The organism is Alteromonas pelagimontana, assembly GCF_002499975.2.
Classification (GTDB): Bacteria; Pseudomonadota; Gammaproteobacteria; order Enterobacterales; family Alteromonadaceae; genus Alteromonas; species Alteromonas pelagimontana.
Window position 1 is genome coordinate 3,471,569 of sequence record NZ_CP052766.1, and the last position, 18,996, is coordinate 3,490,564.

Sequence of the window (18,996 nt, forward strand, 5' to 3'; positions counted from 1 at the left end):
CGTGTTAAATCAGAATTCTATCTGGAAGGTGCTACTGGTCATCGTGATCATTGGCTTATGCACCTTGTACGCTCTTCCCAACATTTACGGCGAAGATAACGCTGTTCAGATCTCTGCTGGCCGGGACGGTAACGTCACTGTGCAAATGGTAGATGATGTTAAGAAAACCCTTGCCGATAACAATATTACGCCTAAGCGTATTGAATTTGAAAATGAACAAATTCTCGTTCGCTTGAATGATTCTGACGCGCAGTTGCGTGCCCGAGAGCTGTTGGAAACGTCTTTAGGAACTAATTATTCGGTGGCAATGAACCTGGCGGCGGATACCCCTCAGTGGTTGGAAGAATTGGGCGGTACGCCCATGAAGCTGGGTTTGGACCTACGCGGCGGTGTGCATTTCTTAATGGAAGTGGACATGAGCGAAGCCATCAGCAAATCTCTTGAAGATGCGCAAGATAACTTCCGTACAGCCCTTCGTGAAGAAAAGCTGCGTTATCGCACAGTGCAGCAGCGTGAGAATCACGTCGATATTCATTTTCGGGATGAAGAAACTCTTGAAAAAGCGCAGTTTTTCCTACGTAACCGCAATCCTGATTTAACGTTTGAAGAAGTGGACGACATGGTGCTGCGTGCATCATTTTCTGAAGCCAAACTACAGGGTATACGCGAAAACGCGGTTAAGCAGAATATTACTATTATTCGGAATCGGGTAAATCAACTTGGTGTTGCAGAGCCGCTGGTGCAAAAACAAGGGGCGGATCGGATTGTTGTGCAACTGCCAGGCATTCAGGATACCGCCCGCGCAAAAGAAATTTTGAATGCTACCGCCACGCTGGAATTTCGTCTGGTAGATCAGGACAACGACGTGCGGGACGCATTGAACGGCCGTGTTCCTGCTGGCTCACAAGTAATTGAGGATCAGCAAGGCCGTCCGCAGTTGCTGGAAAAGCGAATTATGTTAACCGGCAATCATATTATCGATGCTAACAGCGGTGTTGATGAATATGGCATTCCGCAGGTTAATATTTCACTGGATTCTGAAGGTGGAAATAAAATGTCGCGCACGACGCGGGGCAATATCGGTAAGCCAATGGCAACCGTATTTATCGAGTATAAGTCGACTGGCGAGCGTAATGCTGACGGTAAGCTGGTATTTGAAAAGCACGAAGAAGTCATTAGTGTTGCGACTATCCAGGCTCAGCTGGGAAGTTCATTCCGTATCACCGGTTTGGATTCGCCCAAAGAAGCAAGAGACTTGTCACTACTGCTACGCGCTGGTGCTCTTATTGCGCCAATCCAGATTGTTGAAGAGCGGACTGTCGGGCCAAGCCTGGGTAAGGAAAACATAGAATTGGGCATGCAAGCCATTCTGTGGGGGCTTGCCGCTGTTCTTGTCTTTATGCTGATTTATTATAAAGCGTTTGGGCTGGTAGCAAATTTTGCGCTGTTAACCAACCTTGTCATTATCATTGGTGTCATGTCGATGATTCCTGGTGCTACTCTTACGCTACCGGGTATGGCAGGTATCGTCTTGACTGTTGGTATGGCGGTAGACGCCAATGTGCTTATTTTTGAGCGGATACGCGAGGAAATTCGTGACGGAAGAAGCCCACAGCAAGCTATTCACCAGGGATATGACAGCGCGTTCTCGACTATTCTGGATGCAAATATCACTACCTTTATTGCCGGTTTAATTCTGTTCGCTGTAGGTACTGGCCCAATTAAAGGTTTCTCTATCACGCTGATGATAGGAATTGCGACCTCCATGTTTACCGCCATTGTGGTAACTCGCGTTATTGTTAACGCGGTATGGGGTGGACGTAAAGTGAAGAAATTGGCGATTTAAGGAGCATATTATGCAAATACTAAATTTATCCGAAACCGTCAATTTCATGCGTCTGCGTATACCCACCATGATTTTGTCGACCTGCTTGATAATTGGCTCGCTGGTTTCGCTGGGTGTAAACAGCCTGAACTGGGGCCTGGATTTTACCGGTGGGACATTAATAGAGGTCGGTTACAGCCAATCTGCAGATTTAACCAAAATCCGGCACGAACTCACTGCTGCTAATTTTGAAGATGCAGTGGTACAAAATTTCGGTACCAGTGAAGATGTGTTGATACGCATTTCGCCCAGAGAGGGGGTAAAAGCAGCCACTATTGGTAATCAGGTTTTAGAAGCCTTGCGCGCTGATGGGTCTGATGTAGAAATGCGTCGTATTGAATTTGTCGGCCCCAACGTTGGAGATGAGCTAACGGAGCAGGGCGGTTTAGCTATGCTCGTAGCACTGCTGTGTATTCTGGTGTACGTGGCTATGCGATTCGAATGGCGTTTTTCACTGGGATCTGTCGCAGCCTTGGTTCACGACGTTATTCTTACTTTAGGGTTGTTCTCTTTTTTACAGATTGAATTTGACCTGACAGTGTTAGCCGCGCTACTTGCTGTAATTGGTTATTCACTTAACGATACTATAGTAGTCTGTGATCGGATTCGGGAAAACTTCCGCAAAATTCGTAAAGCTGAGCCTGTGGAAGTCATCAATATCTCCCTTACGCAGACATTAAGTCGAACGGTAATTACCTCTTTGACCACCATATTGGTGTTGGTTGCTCTATATTATAAAGGCGGCGCGCTGATCCACGGCTTTGCTACTGCCTTGTTATTTGGGGTGGTTGTTGGAACCTACTCATCCATTTACATTGCCAGTTCAGTCGCACTTGCACTTGGGATCAGTAAGGAAGACCTCATACCGCCTCAGGTGGAAAAAGAAGGGCAGGATATGGATTCTCTGCTTTAATTTTGGATGAAGTCTTAAAAAAAAGCCGCTCTTGCGGCTTTCTCAGCTTTTGAGCTGTGCTACTAGCTTTCGTTTTAGCTTAAGGAGAGATCGCGGATTATTTCTAGCGATAAGTGGATATTTCTTAGCCGAACTTCTGGAGCATGGATGCTCCAGCAGATACCCGGGTCAGTAGCGGAAAAAGTTGATTTACCGTTTGTTCGGATTAAAAGTCAGTCGATTCGTGAACAATTTCCTCTGTTTATAAAGCAAGCTATTGTCGAGACACCTTATACACACGATATTTACTTTTCCAAATATGGATTAAGTGCAACAACACCTGTACCTCACTTTAACCCTTTTTTGAGAAATTTAAAAAAGGTAATTGAACGATCGCACGGAAAGCTCCTCAACAATCAGTTAATTGATAGTAACTTTCACTACTTCACCGCCGCACAGGCGGCTTAGAAAAACATGGAATACTGCTAATCACGCTGAATATCCTTCACCGGCGCACAGGCGGCTTAGAAATTCAAAGGCGTGCCCCCTGTCAACAACAGTCTAAAATTGATCCATGTCAACAACCGAAATTTGTTTCATTGGTTCCCGTTGTCGTGAAAAACGTTTTCCCCGTACCTTCGGGAATACATCGTATACCAGCGATAAGATCGGCGACTTCAACACATGTTCCGCGATCCCACGGGTAGAAGCGAAAGATATCCCGCTGCTGCAAAGGCAGCTTACAGGCAACGTTTTTCAAAGGAACAGGATTAAAATCAACACACGGGTATAGGTAAAAATGCCTAACAAGTTTTGATACTTTGGGCTAAATTTGGCAGTATCCCTACGGTTTTTTAGAAAAACCATCAACGGCGTTATTCATACCTGCACCTTTCTTTTTGAGAGTGCGATTTTATCTTTTAACTACATCACCAAGTGGCAAAACAAGGAAGTCGCTTACTTATGGGTTAGGGCTTGCGTATATATGGCTAAATGTTTTGTTCTGTTGTTTCTGTTGACCGCTGGGGCGGCAGCATCACCGCAGTTTGAAGTTTCGGGTTACGGGACTTTAGGTGTAGTAAAAACAGACTCCGGGGTGTTTGGATATCGCGCCGATTACTCCAAAACTGGTGGTGTTTTCGCTGACGAACTTGATTTTGGCGAATCTTCCAATCTCGGTGTTCAGCTGGACATTTTAGCCACTGATAAGCTGGATTTTGTGGTGCAGGGCATTTATCGTGACCAGGAAAACTTCACTTTAGACTCAGCCTTAAACCTGGCATTTGTTCGTTATACTCCCGAACCCAACTGGTCGTTTCGCGCCGGTAGAACTGCTTTTGATTTGTTTTTAGTAACCGAATATCGGGATATTAATTTTGCCTATCCCTGGGCGCACGTGCCAAACGAAATATATGGGATTTTTCCACACCGTTTTCTTGATGGTGTGGATGTGAGTTACCGCAGACCTCTCACTGACGAAATTACTGTTTCGGCCAAATTCTTCTATGGCAGCACAGAATCGGTTCTTACTGCTTATAGCTCTAAAAATGTCGAGCCGCTGAAGTTCGATGATGTGTTCGGAGTTGCTATCGACTTTTCTGCAATGAGCTGGGACATAGCGTTTAACAGTACCCAGGTGAAATTTGACTCCACAATCGTACAGCCTCTCATTGAGGGAATGGAGTTACTTGAACAACTCCCGGGCTCTGAATTTATCTGGCCGAATGCGCTACAACTTGCTCATTATCTGGACTTAGATAACCGCAAGGGAAAATATACTTCCATCAGTGGACAATATCGTTTCGATAAAGTGACTGTAATGTCTGAGATGGCGAAGGTCAGCTCTGACAGCCTGACCATTCGCAATGTCTACAGCGGCTATGTTAGTGCAATTTATCATGTCTCGAATCATAATTTTTTTGCTACCTTAGCGTTTGCCGATACAAAACCCTTTAATTTGGAAAAGCAGAATATTGACACTGTAGCGCTGGCTCAGATTCCCGGCGCGGACATGCTGTACGAAGGCGCCGAATTCCTGCTGAACTACTACAATCACAATCAAAAAACACTGTCTGTTGGCTGGCGCTGGGATTTCGTTGAAAATATGTCGTTAAAGATGCAATGGGACCACACCAGGATTAGTAAAGACGGCAGCACTTTCTGGCAACCTGCTGATCCCAGTAACTACTGCAGTTGTAACAGCGGTCATGTAAATACACTCTTTACCAACGTGAGCTTTCTTTTCTGATGAGCTGGCACAAGTTACTTATTGTAATGCTGGTGATAGCGGCAATTGGCGCTACGCGAGTGGTAGCCGGTACGGAGCTGGTGGTGGTGGTACATAAAAATAATCCCACCATCGTCCTTAGTAAGTCCCAGCTTATCGATATGTTTATGGGCAAATTTGTGGCTTTCCCCAATGGTGCACCGGCGGTGCCGGTAGATATTGGGGGAAATGCTGGAGCGCGGGAAGAGTTTTATCGCGAACTGGTTGGTATGCCGCTGGCCCGGGTAAATGCGTACTGGTCAAGAGTGAAGTTCTCCGGTAAAGCCCGCCCCCCCAGCGAGTATAAAGATGAGCAGGCGATACTGGATTTTGTCTCCCGGACAGAAAACGGTATCGCGTATGTCAGTAAACAGAGCATCACGCCGTCGGTAAAAGTGGTTTACAGTTTCGATGAATAAAAGCGGCTTGCTGATTCGCCTGGCGGTGGTAATAGGCTTTGCCGCTGTTGCGATAGGTTTTCTTTCAACCCAGTTGTTTTATCGCCTGACGTACAATCAGGAGGTAAAAATTGCTCATCAGAATATTGAGAGCCTTTACCGAACCATTGAAACCACTGCCGCCACTGCCGCCTACTTGGCTGATGCCGATTTGGCCAAAGAAGTGGTTACCGGCTTAACCACCAATGATGTGGTGTTAAATGCCACCATGTCCTTTGAAGATATCACTGTATCCGGTAATGAAAGTCTATCGGTAGAGCCGAGGGTTTTTGCTGTTCAGTCATTGTTCGAGCAGGAAAAAACCATAGGCTCATTGGCTATTGAGCCGAATCTGGAGTTTATTGAATCCCGTGCCCGGCAACTCGCTTTAGATAATGCCAAAGCTATGATTATACAGGCGTTTGTGGTCACCCTGGTGGCCATTTGTGTAGCATTTTTGCTTATTACCCGGCCGATGATAAAAATAGCCCAGTCACTGCACAAGACCACCCCCGGTGAAGGCAACCGCCTTGCTGTACCTGAATTTCATCAGCACAGTGAGCTAGGGGGGCTGGTGCGAGACATCAACAATCTTCTGGATAAAACCGAGCAGCAGTTTTCCCAGGAAAGACAGCTAAGAAGTGAAATTGAAGCGCTGGAAAAACGGTTTCGCATGCTATTTGAAAATTCCTTTTCTCCTATTGTGCTGATGGAGCCCCGGGGTAACATCCTGCTGTTTAATGCCGCTTTTGAAAAAATCATCGAAAGACTGGAACTGCCGTTGCGTAAAAGTTTTGGGCCGCTGTTGGAAGGCTTATTTGCTGAGCCATCCAAACTTTCAAAAACCGTAGAATTGGCTTTCGCCAACGAAGAAATAGCCACCGGGGAATTTAAACTTAAAAGCCAGGACCCGGAGCTATCCCTGTGGGTTCAGGTAGTGGTGACATCCATAATCAGTGATGATTTGCGGGAGTACTACCAGATCACGCTGCATGACATTTCCAAGCGGAAAAAGGAGCTGGAAGCGCTGGCCTATCAGGCTGACTTCGACAAGCTGACCAACCTTTACAACCGTCAGGGATTGGAGAAGAAGCTCGACCAGTTTATTGACAACAAAAAGCCGTTCGCGCTGGTGCTAATAGACCTGAACTGGTTTAAACAAATCAATGACGTTTACGGGCACGAATCTGGCGATGAGATCCTTATTTTTGTGGCCGACAGAATGAAAAAAACCTTGCGGCCACAGGACTTTGGCTGTCGCTGGGGCGGGGACGAATTTGTGTTGCTGCTGGATAATGCCAGCCACCATGAAACCCGCGACCTGGTGGATAGGCTGGCCAGGCGGATCGGGCGGCCCTACTTCTTACGCAAGTTTAATCAAAACGTGACCATTGGTGCGAGTATAGGCGCCGCAATGTATCCGCAGGATTCCTCCGACTTGCAGACGATCATCAATTTGGCTGACAACGCCATGTATGACGTAAAGAAAACGAAAGACGATCATCCCGGTCTTTCTTTGAAGTTTGCCAACGAACTGGTCGGGGAGGCGTCTGTTCGTGAAAAGTCGGTTTGACTTTTTTACCTCGCTAAACGCGCTGCTGCCTGATATCACCTACCGCGTCGCCCAAGTCAGGGCGGTGCTGGTGGTTTTTATCGCGCTCTTTATTATTCTTACGGTAAGCGCTCTCTGGCGGGGGGAAGGCGAGTGGCTGCTTGAGCAGACGACCATCATCCTGTTTTTCCTTATCCTGCTGAAATACATGTCTGCTGATACCAGTAACATGGTAGCGGGAATGTCGTTATGGACGGTGACCATCTTCGCATCCTCCATCGCATTCTATTACGATGGCTTATTTGATACGGCGCTGTTCCTTTACCCTGGCGTGCTGATTTTTGCCTCCTTCCTGGGCGGCAAAACCATAATCCTGCCGCTGGCGTTCTACATGCTGTTCAGCTTTTATTTCTTTGCCTATGCTATCTCCATTGATTTGATTGAGAATGCTTATGATGTGCCCGAAGCAGCCTGGCGCAAAGCTGCGGATATGTCACTGATGTTATTGTTATATGGCCTGGGCATCATACTTATCACCCACTACGTGAAAGGGTTGCTGCAGCGGCTGACAGATCAGAAAAAGCGCACCGAACTTATCCGCAAAGACGCAGAATCCCGCTTACTTTTTGACGAGCAGACCAGTTTGCCTAATGGTGAGAAATGTAAGCGGGATTTTGGTAGCGTGGTTTTATCCGCACATAAAAAAGCCCAGGTGGTTGGTTTTATTATTCTGCGAATGAACAACTTCGACTGGATCAATTCCACCTTGGGCCACAAGCTGGGAGATGCGGTGCTGGCCTCTTTGTCTGAACGTTACATCAAGCTTGAAGATGACAGCACCCGAGTCTATCGTACATCCGGTATCGAGTTTACCTTCATCAAACAGGCCCCGGATTTTGAATCCCTGAACGATTTTTGTCATCAGGCGATACGTTCCACCATCATGCCACTGGCCATATCCGACTTTGATTTTGAAATGAGCTGCGCGCTCGGTATTGCCGCTGCGCCTTTTGACGGAACAGACTTTGAGGAGCTCAGACGTAAAGCCAGTTTCGCGGTTTACCGGGCGAAAAAAGACGAGCAGAACTCCTATCGCTTCTTTGAAAACGATATGAAAGACGCTATTCAGCGTAAGCTGCAGCTTACTCACGAATTAAAAACTGCTATTGAACTCAATCAGTTTGAGCTTTTCTATCAACCAAAAGTTGAGCTGGCCACTAATCAAATTGTGGGTGCAGAGGCGCTGATAAGATGGAAAAAAGACGGCAATTATTTACTGCCTAAAGAATTTATCCCGGTGGCGGAAGAATCCGGTTTAATAGTTGAAATTGGCCGCTGGGCATTAGAAGCCGCTTGCCTGGAATGCGCCCGCTGGCAACAGGCAGGGCTGCATGGAATGACGGTCGCTGTAAACCTGTCGCCGGTACAGTTCAAACGGGGAAGCTTACCTACCCATGTTTTTCGCGCCCTACAGAAATCCGGGCTTGATCCCAATTTGCTTGAGCTGGAAATCACCGAATCTTTGTTTATTGATGATCCTGATCACGTTAAGCAGCAGGTCCACGCGATGGTAGAGCGGGGCGTCAACTTTGCCATTGATGATTTTGGTACCGGCTATTCCAACCTCAACTACCTTGCAAAATTTAATGCCTCGACATTAAAAATAGATATGTCGTTTGTGCGGGAAATGGTGCAAAACCCCCAGCAGCAACATATCGTCAGTGCCATTATAAAAATGAGTCAGGTAATGGATTTAGAAAATATAGCCGAAGGTGTGGAAGATGCGCAAACAGCCGCTTTGCTCCGGGAGCAGGGGTGTATTTACGGGCAGGGCTTCTACTGGTCGCCCCCTCTACCGGCCGGTGAATTTTTTCAGTTTGTGAGGGACCAGCCTCAAGCGGCGTAAGGCTGCCGCTTTTTGAACTCTGTTCTATTACGTATATGATTTTTCCCTCAGGTGAAGCCAACTGAGGAATCGGAATAGGAAACAAGATGGATACTATTAAATCTTGGGTAAATGAGTTACCTGACATCGAAGGCCATTATCTAATGGAAGATAGCTTGGTAAACAGAAGCGAGTTCATATTGAAAATATGGTAGTTGATGACGATCCAGCCAGACCTTCCAATTTTCATGTGATAGAAGACCAAGAATATTACTCACTTTCTGTTGAAAACGGCTGTGAAGAGTATTCTTGGCATCTACTAAAGAAGCTATCGGAAAAACGATGCGAAGAATAAGGATGGGTTTTGTACTGCTTGGGATGATTAGTGTCTTTCCCTCTCACGCCAATGACAATGTGGAGTGGTCAACCGACTGCACAACAACTGGATTAGTGCGTTGGACGTTTGATTTGGGAAGGGAGTACGTCAGAATTGAAGACTGTTTCCATGCCAAATGCTGTTCACATGCTCAAAGTATCAGATGGCGGCAAAGCTTTTAAAAACGAGCAGAAAGGGCTATCAAGCTTCTATTTTCCGATGCACCAAGCCAAAGAAGATGTTTATATTTACTCTTCAGATGGCGAGGTAGAAGTTAGCTTTAATAGCTCTTCAATGAAATGTCGTTGTCAGCGAAAAGAAAAGTAGCAGAACACTTTAACAAAAAAGGCAGCTCGCGCTGCCTTTATATGATTATTTCAGATGCTTAAGCACGCCTTGAATAACCTTTGCGCTACCTGCAACAATCTCGCCTTTATAAAGAGGGTCGTTGTTTCCTTTAAAATCTGTCACCAGGCCGCCTGATTCACGCACAAGCAATTCACCCGCTGCAGTGTCCCAGGGTTTAACGCCTCGTTCCCAGTAACCATCGTGACGTCCCGCTGCAACGTAAGCCAAATCAAGAGCTGCACTCCCTGCGCGGCGGATATCCCCACATTCCTGAAAGATTTTATTTAAGCTTAAGGCGTATTCACCAAAACGTGCTTTATTTTTGAATGGTAAACCTGTGGCGAGTATAGTTTCTTGTAAGTCTTTAGGTTTTGACGTACGAATACGGTAACCGTTTAACTGCGCACCCTGACCACGGCTAGCGGTAAAAAGTTCGCCACGAATGGGATCAAAAACCACACCTTGTTCGATTCGGCCTTTATGAAGAAGCGCGATGGAAACGGCAAAATGAGGGATGCCCTTTACAAAATTGGTGGTGCCATCCAGAGGATCGATTATCCACTGATATTCAGTATCACTGCCTGCGGTTTCGCCGCTTTCTTCGCCGAGAAAAGAATGATCAGGATAAGATTGCTGAATCTTATTAATAATTGCTTTTTCTGCTTCTTTATCAATTTGCGTAACGAAATCGTTTGCGCCTTTAGATTCTGTTGCAATGTCACTACGATTTTCAAAACCGCGAACAATAATTGTACCCGCCGCGCGCGCAGCGCGCACCGCAATATTCAGCATCGGATGCATAGATAAACCACCAATTGTATAAAGATCAAAGTGAAACGCTGCAACAATACCGTCTGTGAAAGGAGAGGCATTGATCAGCATTCTCGAAAACGCGCGAAGTGTAGCAGAGTGAACAAATTATGCAATGTGTTCACCTGACGATTGGGCATCACAATAGCTTCAGGATAGCCATCTAGAGCTCTACTGTGTTATTATCCTGCGCCTTTCCACAATGCAGGCAGACACATGCTCGACAACATCAGAATTGTACTCGTTAACACTTCCCATACAGGTAATATTGGTTCTACCGCCAGAGCGATGAAAACCATGGGATTGAGTAACCTTTATCTGGTGGATCCGGTAAAGGAGCCTGACGGTCAGGCCAGTGCATTGGCTGCCGGCGCGGGTGATGTTCTGGCGAATGCTACCATTGTTCCCACCTTACAGGAGGCAGTGGCAGAATGCGGTTTGGTGGTTGGCACGTCGGCGCGCTCGCGCACCCATTCGTGGCCTATGTTAGAGCCCAGAGAATGTGGCGGAAAATTAGTTAGCGAAGTGGAAAACTATCCAGTGGCCTTGGTTTTTGGCCGCGAAAATAACGGCTTGTCCAACGAAGAGCTTCAGCAATGTCACTTTCATGTATGTATTCCGGCAAATCCTGATTACAGCTCGTTAAATCTGGCAGCTGCGGTGCAAACCCTGTGTTATGAAATTCGAATGGCGCATCTGGATACTACCCGTTTACCTGAAAAAGAAGCCGAGTATCCGCTGAACGAGGATTTGGAGCGCTTTTATGTGCACCTGGAATCGACGCTATTACGCACCAATTTTATTGTGAAGAACCATCCGGGCATGGTGATGACAAAACTGCGACGCCTGTTTAATCGTGCGCGGCCAGAATCACAGGAACTGAATATTCTGCGTGGCATGCTATCTTCTATTGATAAATCGACCAAAGAGTAAAAACCGGTGTTTGAGCGTATAAAAGACGACATTCGCGGTGTATTTCACCGGGATCCCGCAGCCCGCAATACCTTTGAGGTACTTACCAATTATCCCGGTCTTCATGCGGTATGGTTACACCGCATCAGCCATAAGTTGTGGCGAATGAACTGGAAATGGCTGGCACGCAGTTTATCTACTTTTAGCCGCTGGCTCACCGGCATTGAAATTCATCCAGGCGCGACCCTTGGCCGTCGGGTTTTTATCGATCACGGCATGGGCGTGGTAATTGGCGAAACCGCCGAAATTGGTGATGACGTTACTTTGTACCACGGTGTGACGTTAGGCGGAACAAGCTGGAAAGCCGGAAAGCGTCATCCGACTCTGGAGAGAAACGTAGTGGTTGGCGCTGGAGCTAAAGTTTTAGGGCCAATTACTATCGGTGAAGGTGCCAAAGTTGGTTCCAATTCAGTGGTAGTTAAAGATACGCCCGCCGGGGCTACGGTAGTGGGCATTCCGGGGCGGATTGTACTTTCTGCTGTTGATAAGGACGAAATTGAACGCACCAGCAAAAAACGCAACCAGATTGCTGAAAAATATGGTTTTGATGCTTACGCAGTAGCGCCGGATAATCCTGATCCGGTAGCCAACGCGATGGGCGTGATGCTGGAACATATGCACAAAATGGACGCTAAAGTCGAAGAGCTTTGTGGTGTTATTCGCTCCCTCGGCGGCGATGTCTGTACCGACAATTTACATTCCATTACGGCAGAAGACTTTGCGAATACTGGCATCGATCCCTTTGTTCGCGATGAGGCTGGCGACAGCCATGAAGCCTTTGATCCCAAAATTTAAGTAGAGGCGTGGAGCGAATACCTTAGTAAATTAGTAGGGTATATACTTGACCATTTTACTCGGGTATGGAACAATTTCCGCATTGATTTTGGGCAGGGGAGAGATATGAAATTAACTTCAAAAGGGCGTTATGCAGTTACCGCAATGCTGGATGTAGCATTACATTCTACGCAGGGGCCGGTTCCTTTAGCGGATATCTCCGAGCGCCAGGAAATTTCATTATCCTATCTTGAGCAGCTTTTCTCTCGCTTACGCAAAGAGCAGTTGGTTGACAGTGTTCGGGGGCCGGGAGGCGGCTATTTGTTGGGCCGCGACGCTGGTAGTATCGCCATCGGTGAAGTCATTCGGGCTGTTGATGAAACTGTCGATGCTACCCGCTGTCAGGGGCTGTCAGATTGTCAGGGCGGTGAGCGCTGCCTTACGCATAGTTTATGGCAGGATCTTAGTGACCGCATCAGTGTTTTTCTTAATAGTATTACTCTGGGTGAGTTAATGGATAAGCGAGATGTGCTTGAAGTAGCCGGACGGCAGGATAAGAGTAAATCGCTAAGCAAGATTGCTCAGGACATCGAAGTTAGTATTCGGTTGTAATTCATGACACGTTCTTCTTCTCCTGTTTATCTTGATTATGCGGCCACCACGCCAGTTGACCCGCGTGTCGCTGAAAAAATGGCTGCATGTCTGACGCTGGATGGCAACTTTGGCAATCCTGCGTCACGGACCTACCGTTTTGGCTGGATGGCCGAAGAAGCGGTTGATGTGGCGCGCAATCAAATTGCCGATTTAATTAACTGCGATCCGCGGGAAATCGTCTTTACCTCTGGTGCGACCGAATCTGATAATTTAGCGATTAAAGGCGTGGCGGAACAATATGCTGATAAAGGAAAGCATATTGTTACTGTAGAAACTGAGCATAAGGCCGTGCTTGATACCTGCGCCTATTTGGCGGGTAAAGGGTTTGAGATTACCTATTTACCCGTAGATGAAAAGGGGCTGATATCGTTGGCGCAGTTACGCCAGTCGCTGCGGCAAGACACCATTTTAGTCAGTGTTATGCATGTAAATAATGAAATAGGCGTGATTCAGGATATTGCGGCTATTGGTGAACTGTGCCGACAGCAAGGCGTTCTATTTCATGTAGATGCAGCCCAAAGTGTGGGTAAAGTAGCCATTGATACCCAAGCATTGGAGGTGGATTTACTTTCCATTTCAGCCCACAAAATTTATGGCCCAAAAGGCATTGGCGGCTTGTACGTCAGACGCCGCCCCAAGGTTAAATTAGCGGCGCAGATCCACGGCGGCGGACATGAGCGGGGAATGCGATCCGGAACCTTACCCACGCACCAGATAGTGGGTATGGGTGAAGCACTGGAATTGGCGGGAAAGGCCATGGCGACAGACACTGCCCGCATTCAACAGTTGCGGGATACACTGTGGCAAGGGCTCAGCGCATTAGACGATATCTATTTAAACGGGGATGCCCAGCACCGCATTGCTGGTAATCTTAATGTTAGTTTTGGCGGCGTTGACGGCGAGAGCCTGATGATGGGCCTTCATGATATTGCGGTTTCTTCGGGTTCCGCTTGTACATCTGCCAGCCTTGAGCCGTCGTATGTGCTTCGTGCAATAGGACGTAGTGCCGAATTAGCGCATAGCGGAATACGCTTTAGCGTTGGCCGTTTTACCACGGCGGAAGATATTGAATATGTTATCGACAAAGTTTGCGACACGGTGACCAAGCTTCGGTTAGCGCAGAAAAGGTCTACCCACGCGTAGGCTGCTGTAACGGTATTGAATAATTTAAGGGGGTGGGGCATGATTCGCGCCCGCCTCAGCTGCAGAAAATCGGGTAGTTGGAATGCGTCCTGATTTCAAAAAGCCAAACGCTTACACTTCTGGTAATTAATTAAACAAACCGCGAATAGTTGAGTGATTTACTCAGGTATTATATAATACGCACATTGACATTAGGTTGGTACGGCTTCAGAAAGAGACGGTAAGATGTCTCAGACATCTGTCCTAGTAAGCAAAACAGGGCAAGACCGAGATGGCCCTGAATGATTGCAAATGTACCAGCCATCGCAGGCAAAAAAGTGAGATCCAAACATGAGTGAACAGATCGAACAGGCGTTATCGAGAAAATACGAAGCGGGTTTTTATTCGGAAATTGAATCTGAAACCTTCGAAAACGGTCTGGACGAATCGGTTATCCGCCGAATCTCCGCTATGAAAGAAGAGCCCGAATGGATGCTCGAATGGCGTCTTAAGGCGTATCAGGCCTGGTTGAAGATGGAAGAGCCTGATTGGGCCCATCTAAATTATCCCAAAGTTGATTATCAGGGGATTTCGTATTATTCAGCGCCCAAAAGCATGAAGGACAAGCCGAAGTCGTTGGATGAAGTTGATCCTGAATTGCTGCGTACTTACGAAAAGCTGGGTATTCCACTTCACGAGCAGGAAATGCTCGCAGGTGTGGCCGTTGATGCTGTCTTTGATTCGGTCTCTGTAGTCACAACCTTTCGGTCTAAACTGGAAGATGCCGGTGTTATTTTCTGTCCTATTTCTGAAGCGGTGCACAAGTATCCTGAGTTGGTGAAAAAATACATGGGAACCGTGGTGCCGCGCTCGGACAATTTTTTTGCTGCACTTAATAGCGCTGTATTTACTGACGGTTCATTTGTTTACATTCCAAAAGGTGTTCGCTGCCCGATGGAGTTGTCTACCTATTTTCGTATTAATGAGCAAAACACCGGCCAGTTCGAACGTACTCTGATTGTTGCTGACGAAGGGAGCCACGTAAGTTATCTGGAAGGATGTACTGCGCCGCAACGGGATGAAAACCAGTTGCACGCTGCAGTAGTCGAGCTGGTGGCGATGGACAACGCTAACATCAAGTATTCTACTGTGCAGAATTGGTATCCCGGCGATGAAAATGGCAAAGGCGGTATTTATAACTTCGTGACCAAACGGGGAATATGCCACAACAATGCCAAGATATCCTGGACGCAGGTTGAAACTGGCTCCGCCATTACCTGGAAGTATCCTAGTTGTGTGCTTAAAGGTGATAACAGCGTCGGCGAGTTTTATTCCGTTGCATTGACGCGCGGACGTCAGCAGGCCGATACCGGTACCAAAATGATTCATCTTGGTAAAAACTCTCGTTCGACCATTATTTCCAAAGGAATATCTGCTGGCAATAGTAATAATGCCTACCGCGGCTTGGTGAGAATGGGTCCTAAAGCTGACGGAGCACGTAATTTTACGCAGTGTGACTCATTGCTTATTGGTGATACCTGTGGGGCACACACGTTCCCCTATATTGAAAGTCGGAATCCTACTGCAATTATTGAGCATGAAGCGACCACTTCTAAAGTGAGCGACGAACAAATGTTCTTATGTCAGCAACGGGGATTAGACGCCGAAAAAGCCGTTTCTATGATTGTGAACGGTTTCTGTAAAGAAGTATTCAAAGAGCTGCCGATGGAATTCGCCGTTGAGGCGGGTAAGTTGCTCGAAATTAGTCTTGAAGGTTCAGTGGGGTAATCAATGCTTAAAATTAATAACTTACATGCGAGTGTGGAAGACAAAGCCATTATTAAAGGCCTTAACCTGGAGGTTAAGCCGGGTGAAGTCCACGCGATCATGGGCCCCAACGGAGCAGGTAAATCGACGCTTGGTTATGTCTTGTCAGGGCGCGAAGGCTATGAGGTCACTTCAGGTGAAGTGATGTTTAATGATAAGCCATTATTTGAGCTGGAAGTGGAAGAGCGGGCGCGTGAAGGGCTTTTCCTGGCATTTCAGTATCCGGTAGAAATTCCCGGCGTTAGTAATATGGAATTTATGAAAGAAGCCGTAAATGCCATGCGGGAGCAACGCGGGTTAGACATTCTCACGGCAGCTGAATTTTTGAAAAAGGCCAAAGAAGCCTGTAAGCAGGTTCAATTGCCGCTGGACTTTTTAAAGCGTGGTGTGAACGAAGGTTTTTCTGGTGGCGAGAAAAAACGCAACGAAATCATGCAAATGATCTTGCTTGAGCCGTCACTTTGCATTCTTGATGAATCCGATTCCGGGCTGGATATTGATGCCCTGCAGGTTGTTGCAGATGGCGTTAATAGTCAACGTGATGGTGAGCGCAGTTTCATTGTGATCACCCATTATCAGCGCCTGCTGGATTTTATTAAACCCGATTTCGTACATATCTTGGCTGGCGGTGAAATTGTTAAAAGTGGCGATGCCTCTTTGGCTTTGGAAGTGGAAAAAGGCGGCTACGCGTTTTTAGGTAAAAAGTACGAGGAGGCTGAAGCATGAGCCAGTGGCTAACACAGGTCATTGCTCAGGCGCAGCAGGTATCGGATTATTTGGCGCCTGTGCGTCAACAGGCTTTACTGCAATTACAGCAAGCTGGCTGGCCGGGACGCCGTAACGAAAGTTGGCGATTTACACCCTTAACTGCTTTAGATAAGCGGGAAGCCAATAACAGTGTCGTGACAGGCGAAGAAGCTGCTCCGGTTATTGATGACTTGAATTCTCTTGATATTGTTTTTGCTAATGGTCAGCTGGTAACGGACATCAGCAGCATTAATTTGCCTGAAGGTATTACCATTTCTGATTTATCTACGCCTTCGGAAAACGCGCAACAGAACGTGATCAGCTTGTTTGGCAGCGTTAAGCCGGCGCGCCATGTTTTTGGCTTAGTCAATGATGTCGTTGCGCAACAAGGAATAGTCATCGACGTTGCTGCAGATGCGGTTATTGAGCCTGTCATTCGCATAGTAAATAAGGTTACTGCGGATGTAGATTCTCATATTCGAGTGCTTGTTCGAGTAGGAGAGAACGCCAGGGCGCGGGTGCTTGAACATGGTGAAGGCGCGGTGAGCAGCATGACTACCGCGTTCGCCGAATACGATATTGGCAAAAACGCTCATTTGGAACATTACCGTTTTGCTTTTTATACCGAAAAGGCAAAACAGGTGGGCGGCAGTCACTTTAAGCTGGGTGAATCGTCTTCACTTAACAGCGCGGTAGTGGGTTACGGAAGCGAGTTGTCCCGCTTGGACATTGATATCTGGCACGCTGGTGAACATGCCAGCGCGAAGATGAATGCGATTTATTTATTGGCAGAAGGTGAATTATTTGATCTTCATACCAACATTGAGCATGCCGTACCTAATGGAACGACGGAAGAAAATGCCCGCGGTATTATTGGTGATGGTGCACGGGCAATATTCAATGGTCGCATTCATATTCATCGTGATGCGCAGAAAACTCTCGCAGAATTGAACAATCGCAATCTGCTGCTTTCACGCCGGGCGCTTATCCATACCAAGCCTGAACTGGAAATTTACGCCGACGATGTTAAATGCGCTCACGGCGCGACAGTGGCCGAAATTGCCGAAAACGAACTGTATTATTTGGTGACTCGTGGAATTTCTCGTAGCAAAGCCCTGGTCATGCTCAACTTTGGCTTTATTCAGGAGCTGGTCAATCAAATTCCGGACCAGGCTATTTCCCAATGGTTACTGCCAAAACTTAGCGAGCGTTTCAGTCACATGGAGGTGAAATGAGCCTTGATGTGATGTCGCTACGCCAGCAGTTTCCTATTCTGGCCCAGCAAATCGACGGTAAGCCGCTGGTTTATCTTGATAATGCCGCTACCACGCAGAAGCCCCAAGCGGTGCTGGACGCGATAATAGACTTTTACACCACATGTAACGCGAATGTTCACCGCGGCGCGCATCGGCTTTCTGATGAAGCCACTAAGCGCTATGAAAACGCTCGTGACACGGTGGCAACATTTATTAATGCTAATGTGCGTGAAGAAGTTATCTGGACCAGTGGAACTACGGAAGCGATTAATCTGGTAGCGAACGGATTGGGGCAGCGCCTTAAGGCGGGCGATGAAGTGATAGCTACCGAAATGGAGCATCACGCCAACCTGGTTACCTGGCAACAGGCATGCAAACGCGCGGGCGCCACGTTAAAAATAGTGCCCATGTATGATAACGGCGAGCTGGATATTGCTGCCTTTGAGGCTTTACTTGGTCCTAACACCCGGCTCGTGGCATTTCCTCATGTCTCCAATGCGTTGGGAACGGTTAATCCTATTAAGGCATTAACTGCTAAAGCGAAGGAATACGGTGCGTTGGTCTTAGTTGATGGAGCACAGGGAATCGCTCACGGTGGCGTAGATGTTCAGGATATCGGATGCGATTTCTATGCGTTTTCCGGACATAAGCTGTTCGGACCTACAGGAATTGGGGCGCTATGGGGCCACCATACTGTATTAGAAGACTGGCCGGTATGGCTTACGGGCGGTGAAATGATTGCGGATGTCACTTACGACTCAGCAACCTGGGGCGGGTTACCCAATCGCCTTGAGGCTGGTACGCCGAATATCGCTGGGGCTATCGGGATGGCTGCGGCGATAGACTGGTTCAGTCAGCTGGATACCGCAGCAGTGCAAGCTCATGAACGTACGTTGTTAGCCAGTGCCACTGAGCAGGCTGAGAGCTTTGACGGCATGAGAATTATTGGTACTGCGGCAAATAAAGTGGGCGTGCTGAGCTTTTTGCTGGATGGTGCGCATCCGGCAGATGTTGGCTTTATTTTGGACCGCCAGGGCGTTGCTATTCGCACGGGTGATAACTGCGCCCAGCCGCTTATGAAACGATTGGGCATTCCTGGCACGGCTCGCGCATCATTTTCTATTTATAACACGCTTGACGAAGTGGATGCGTTGTTCATCGCTCTTCGTAAAGCGAAAGCCATGTTGGCTTAA

17 protein-coding genes are annotated in these 18,996 nt (G+C 47.3%); 16 read left to right on the forward strand and 1 reads right to left on the reverse strand.

The window, feature by feature from the left end:
• The first annotated feature begins 1 nt into the window (after position 1).
• The 8 genes from secD (at position 2) to CA267_RS15305 (ending at position 9,620) form a co-directional block, all read left to right on the forward strand.
• Positions 2–1,846 carry a protein translocase subunit SecD gene (secD, locus tag CA267_RS15270; protein ID WP_075610333.1) on the forward strand — a complete coding sequence of 615 codons (1,845 nt, stop codon included), beginning with the start codon at positions 2–4 and terminating at the stop codon, positions 1,844–1,846.
• Positions 1,847–1,856: 10 nt separating this feature from the next.
• Positions 1,857–2,798: a protein translocase subunit SecF gene (gene secF, locus CA267_RS15275; protein WP_075610211.1), complete on the forward strand. Its 942-nt coding sequence runs from the start codon at positions 1,857–1,859 to the stop codon at positions 2,796–2,798.
• 147 nt (positions 2,799–2,945) lie between these two features.
• The gene (locus CA267_RS15280; protein ID WP_075610212.1) at positions 2,946–3,245 is read left to right on the forward strand and encodes a type I-F CRISPR-associated endoribonuclease Cas6/Csy4; all 300 of its coding nucleotides are present in this window, start codon (positions 2,946–2,948) and stop codon (positions 3,243–3,245) included.
• A gap of 517 nt (positions 3,246–3,762) precedes the next feature.
• A complete protein-coding gene (locus tag CA267_RS15285) occupies positions 3,763–5,025 on the forward strand; it encodes a hypothetical protein (RefSeq protein WP_075610213.1) in 1,263 nt (420 codons plus the stop codon).
• Positions 5,025–5,462, forward strand: coding sequence for a type 2 periplasmic-binding domain-containing protein (locus tag CA267_RS15290; protein WP_083638563.1), 438 nt, complete (start codon positions 5,025–5,027; stop codon positions 5,460–5,462). Before CA267_RS15285 ends, CA267_RS15290 begins: the two co-directional genes overlap by 1 nt.
• On the forward strand, positions 5,455–7,053 hold the full coding sequence (locus tag CA267_RS15295) for a sensor domain-containing diguanylate cyclase (protein WP_075610214.1): 1,599 nt from the start codon (positions 5,455–5,457) through the stop codon (positions 7,051–7,053). Before CA267_RS15290 ends, CA267_RS15295 begins: the two co-directional genes overlap by 8 nt.
• On the forward strand, positions 7,037–8,938 hold the full coding sequence (locus CA267_RS15300; RefSeq protein WP_075610215.1) for a putative bifunctional diguanylate cyclase/phosphodiesterase: 1,902 nt from the start codon (positions 7,037–7,039) through the stop codon (positions 8,936–8,938). The genes CA267_RS15295 and CA267_RS15300 overlap by 17 nt, the downstream gene beginning before the upstream one ends.
• A 502-nt stretch (positions 8,939–9,440) precedes the next feature.
• Positions 9,441–9,620, forward strand: coding sequence for a hypothetical protein (locus tag CA267_RS15305; protein ID WP_139316257.1), 180 nt, complete (start codon positions 9,441–9,443; stop codon positions 9,618–9,620).
• Positions 9,621–9,665: 45 nt separating this feature from the next.
• Here the strand turns inward: CA267_RS15305 and suhB are convergent, their stop codons facing one another.
• On the reverse strand, positions 9,666–10,442 hold the full coding sequence (suhB, locus tag CA267_RS15310) for an inositol-1-monophosphatase (RefSeq protein WP_075610335.1): 777 nt from the start codon (positions 10,440–10,442) through the stop codon (positions 9,666–9,668).
• A gap of 225 nt (positions 10,443–10,667) precedes the next feature.
• On the opposite strand from suhB, the gene trmJ reads away from it, so the two are divergent.
• The 8 genes from trmJ (at position 10,668) to CA267_RS15350 (ending at position 18,996) form a co-directional block, all read left to right on the forward strand.
• Positions 10,668–11,384 (forward strand): tRNA (cytosine(32)/uridine(32)-2'-O)-methyltransferase TrmJ, encoded by a 717-nt coding sequence (gene trmJ / locus CA267_RS15315; RefSeq protein ID WP_075610217.1) that lies wholly within the window; start codon positions 10,668–10,670, stop codon positions 11,382–11,384.
• Positions 11,385–11,390: 6 nt separating this feature from the next.
• Entirely contained in the window at positions 11,391–12,218 is an 828-nt protein-coding gene (cysE, locus tag CA267_RS15320; protein WP_075610218.1) for a serine O-acetyltransferase, read from the forward strand.
• A gap of 105 nt (positions 12,219–12,323) precedes the next feature.
• Positions 12,324–12,809, forward strand: a complete 486-nt coding sequence (iscR, locus tag CA267_RS15325) for a Fe-S cluster assembly transcriptional regulator IscR (RefSeq protein ID WP_075610219.1) — start codon at positions 12,324–12,326, stop codon at positions 12,807–12,809.
• A 3-nt stretch (positions 12,810–12,812) separates the two neighbouring features.
• Positions 12,813–13,994, forward strand: coding sequence for an IscS subfamily cysteine desulfurase (locus CA267_RS15330; protein ID WP_075610220.1), 1,182 nt, complete (start codon positions 12,813–12,815; stop codon positions 13,992–13,994).
• Positions 13,995–14,324: 330 nt separating this feature from the next.
• The gene (sufB, locus tag CA267_RS15335) at positions 14,325–15,761 is read left to right on the forward strand and encodes a Fe-S cluster assembly protein SufB (RefSeq protein ID WP_075610221.1); all 1,437 of its coding nucleotides are present in this window, start codon (positions 14,325–14,327) and stop codon (positions 15,759–15,761) included.
• Between the two features lie 3 nt (positions 15,762–15,764).
• On the forward strand, positions 15,765–16,526 hold the full coding sequence (gene sufC, locus CA267_RS15340) for a Fe-S cluster assembly ATPase SufC (RefSeq protein ID WP_075610222.1): 762 nt from the start codon (positions 15,765–15,767) through the stop codon (positions 16,524–16,526).
• On the forward strand, positions 16,523–17,782 hold the full coding sequence (gene sufD, locus CA267_RS15345; protein WP_075610223.1) for a Fe-S cluster assembly protein SufD: 1,260 nt from the start codon (positions 16,523–16,525) through the stop codon (positions 17,780–17,782). The genes sufC and sufD overlap by 4 nt, the downstream gene beginning before the upstream one ends.
• Positions 17,779–18,996, forward strand: a complete 1,218-nt coding sequence (locus CA267_RS15350; protein WP_075610224.1) for an aminotransferase class V-fold PLP-dependent enzyme — start codon at positions 17,779–17,781, stop codon at positions 18,994–18,996. The genes sufD and CA267_RS15350 overlap by 4 nt, the downstream gene beginning before the upstream one ends.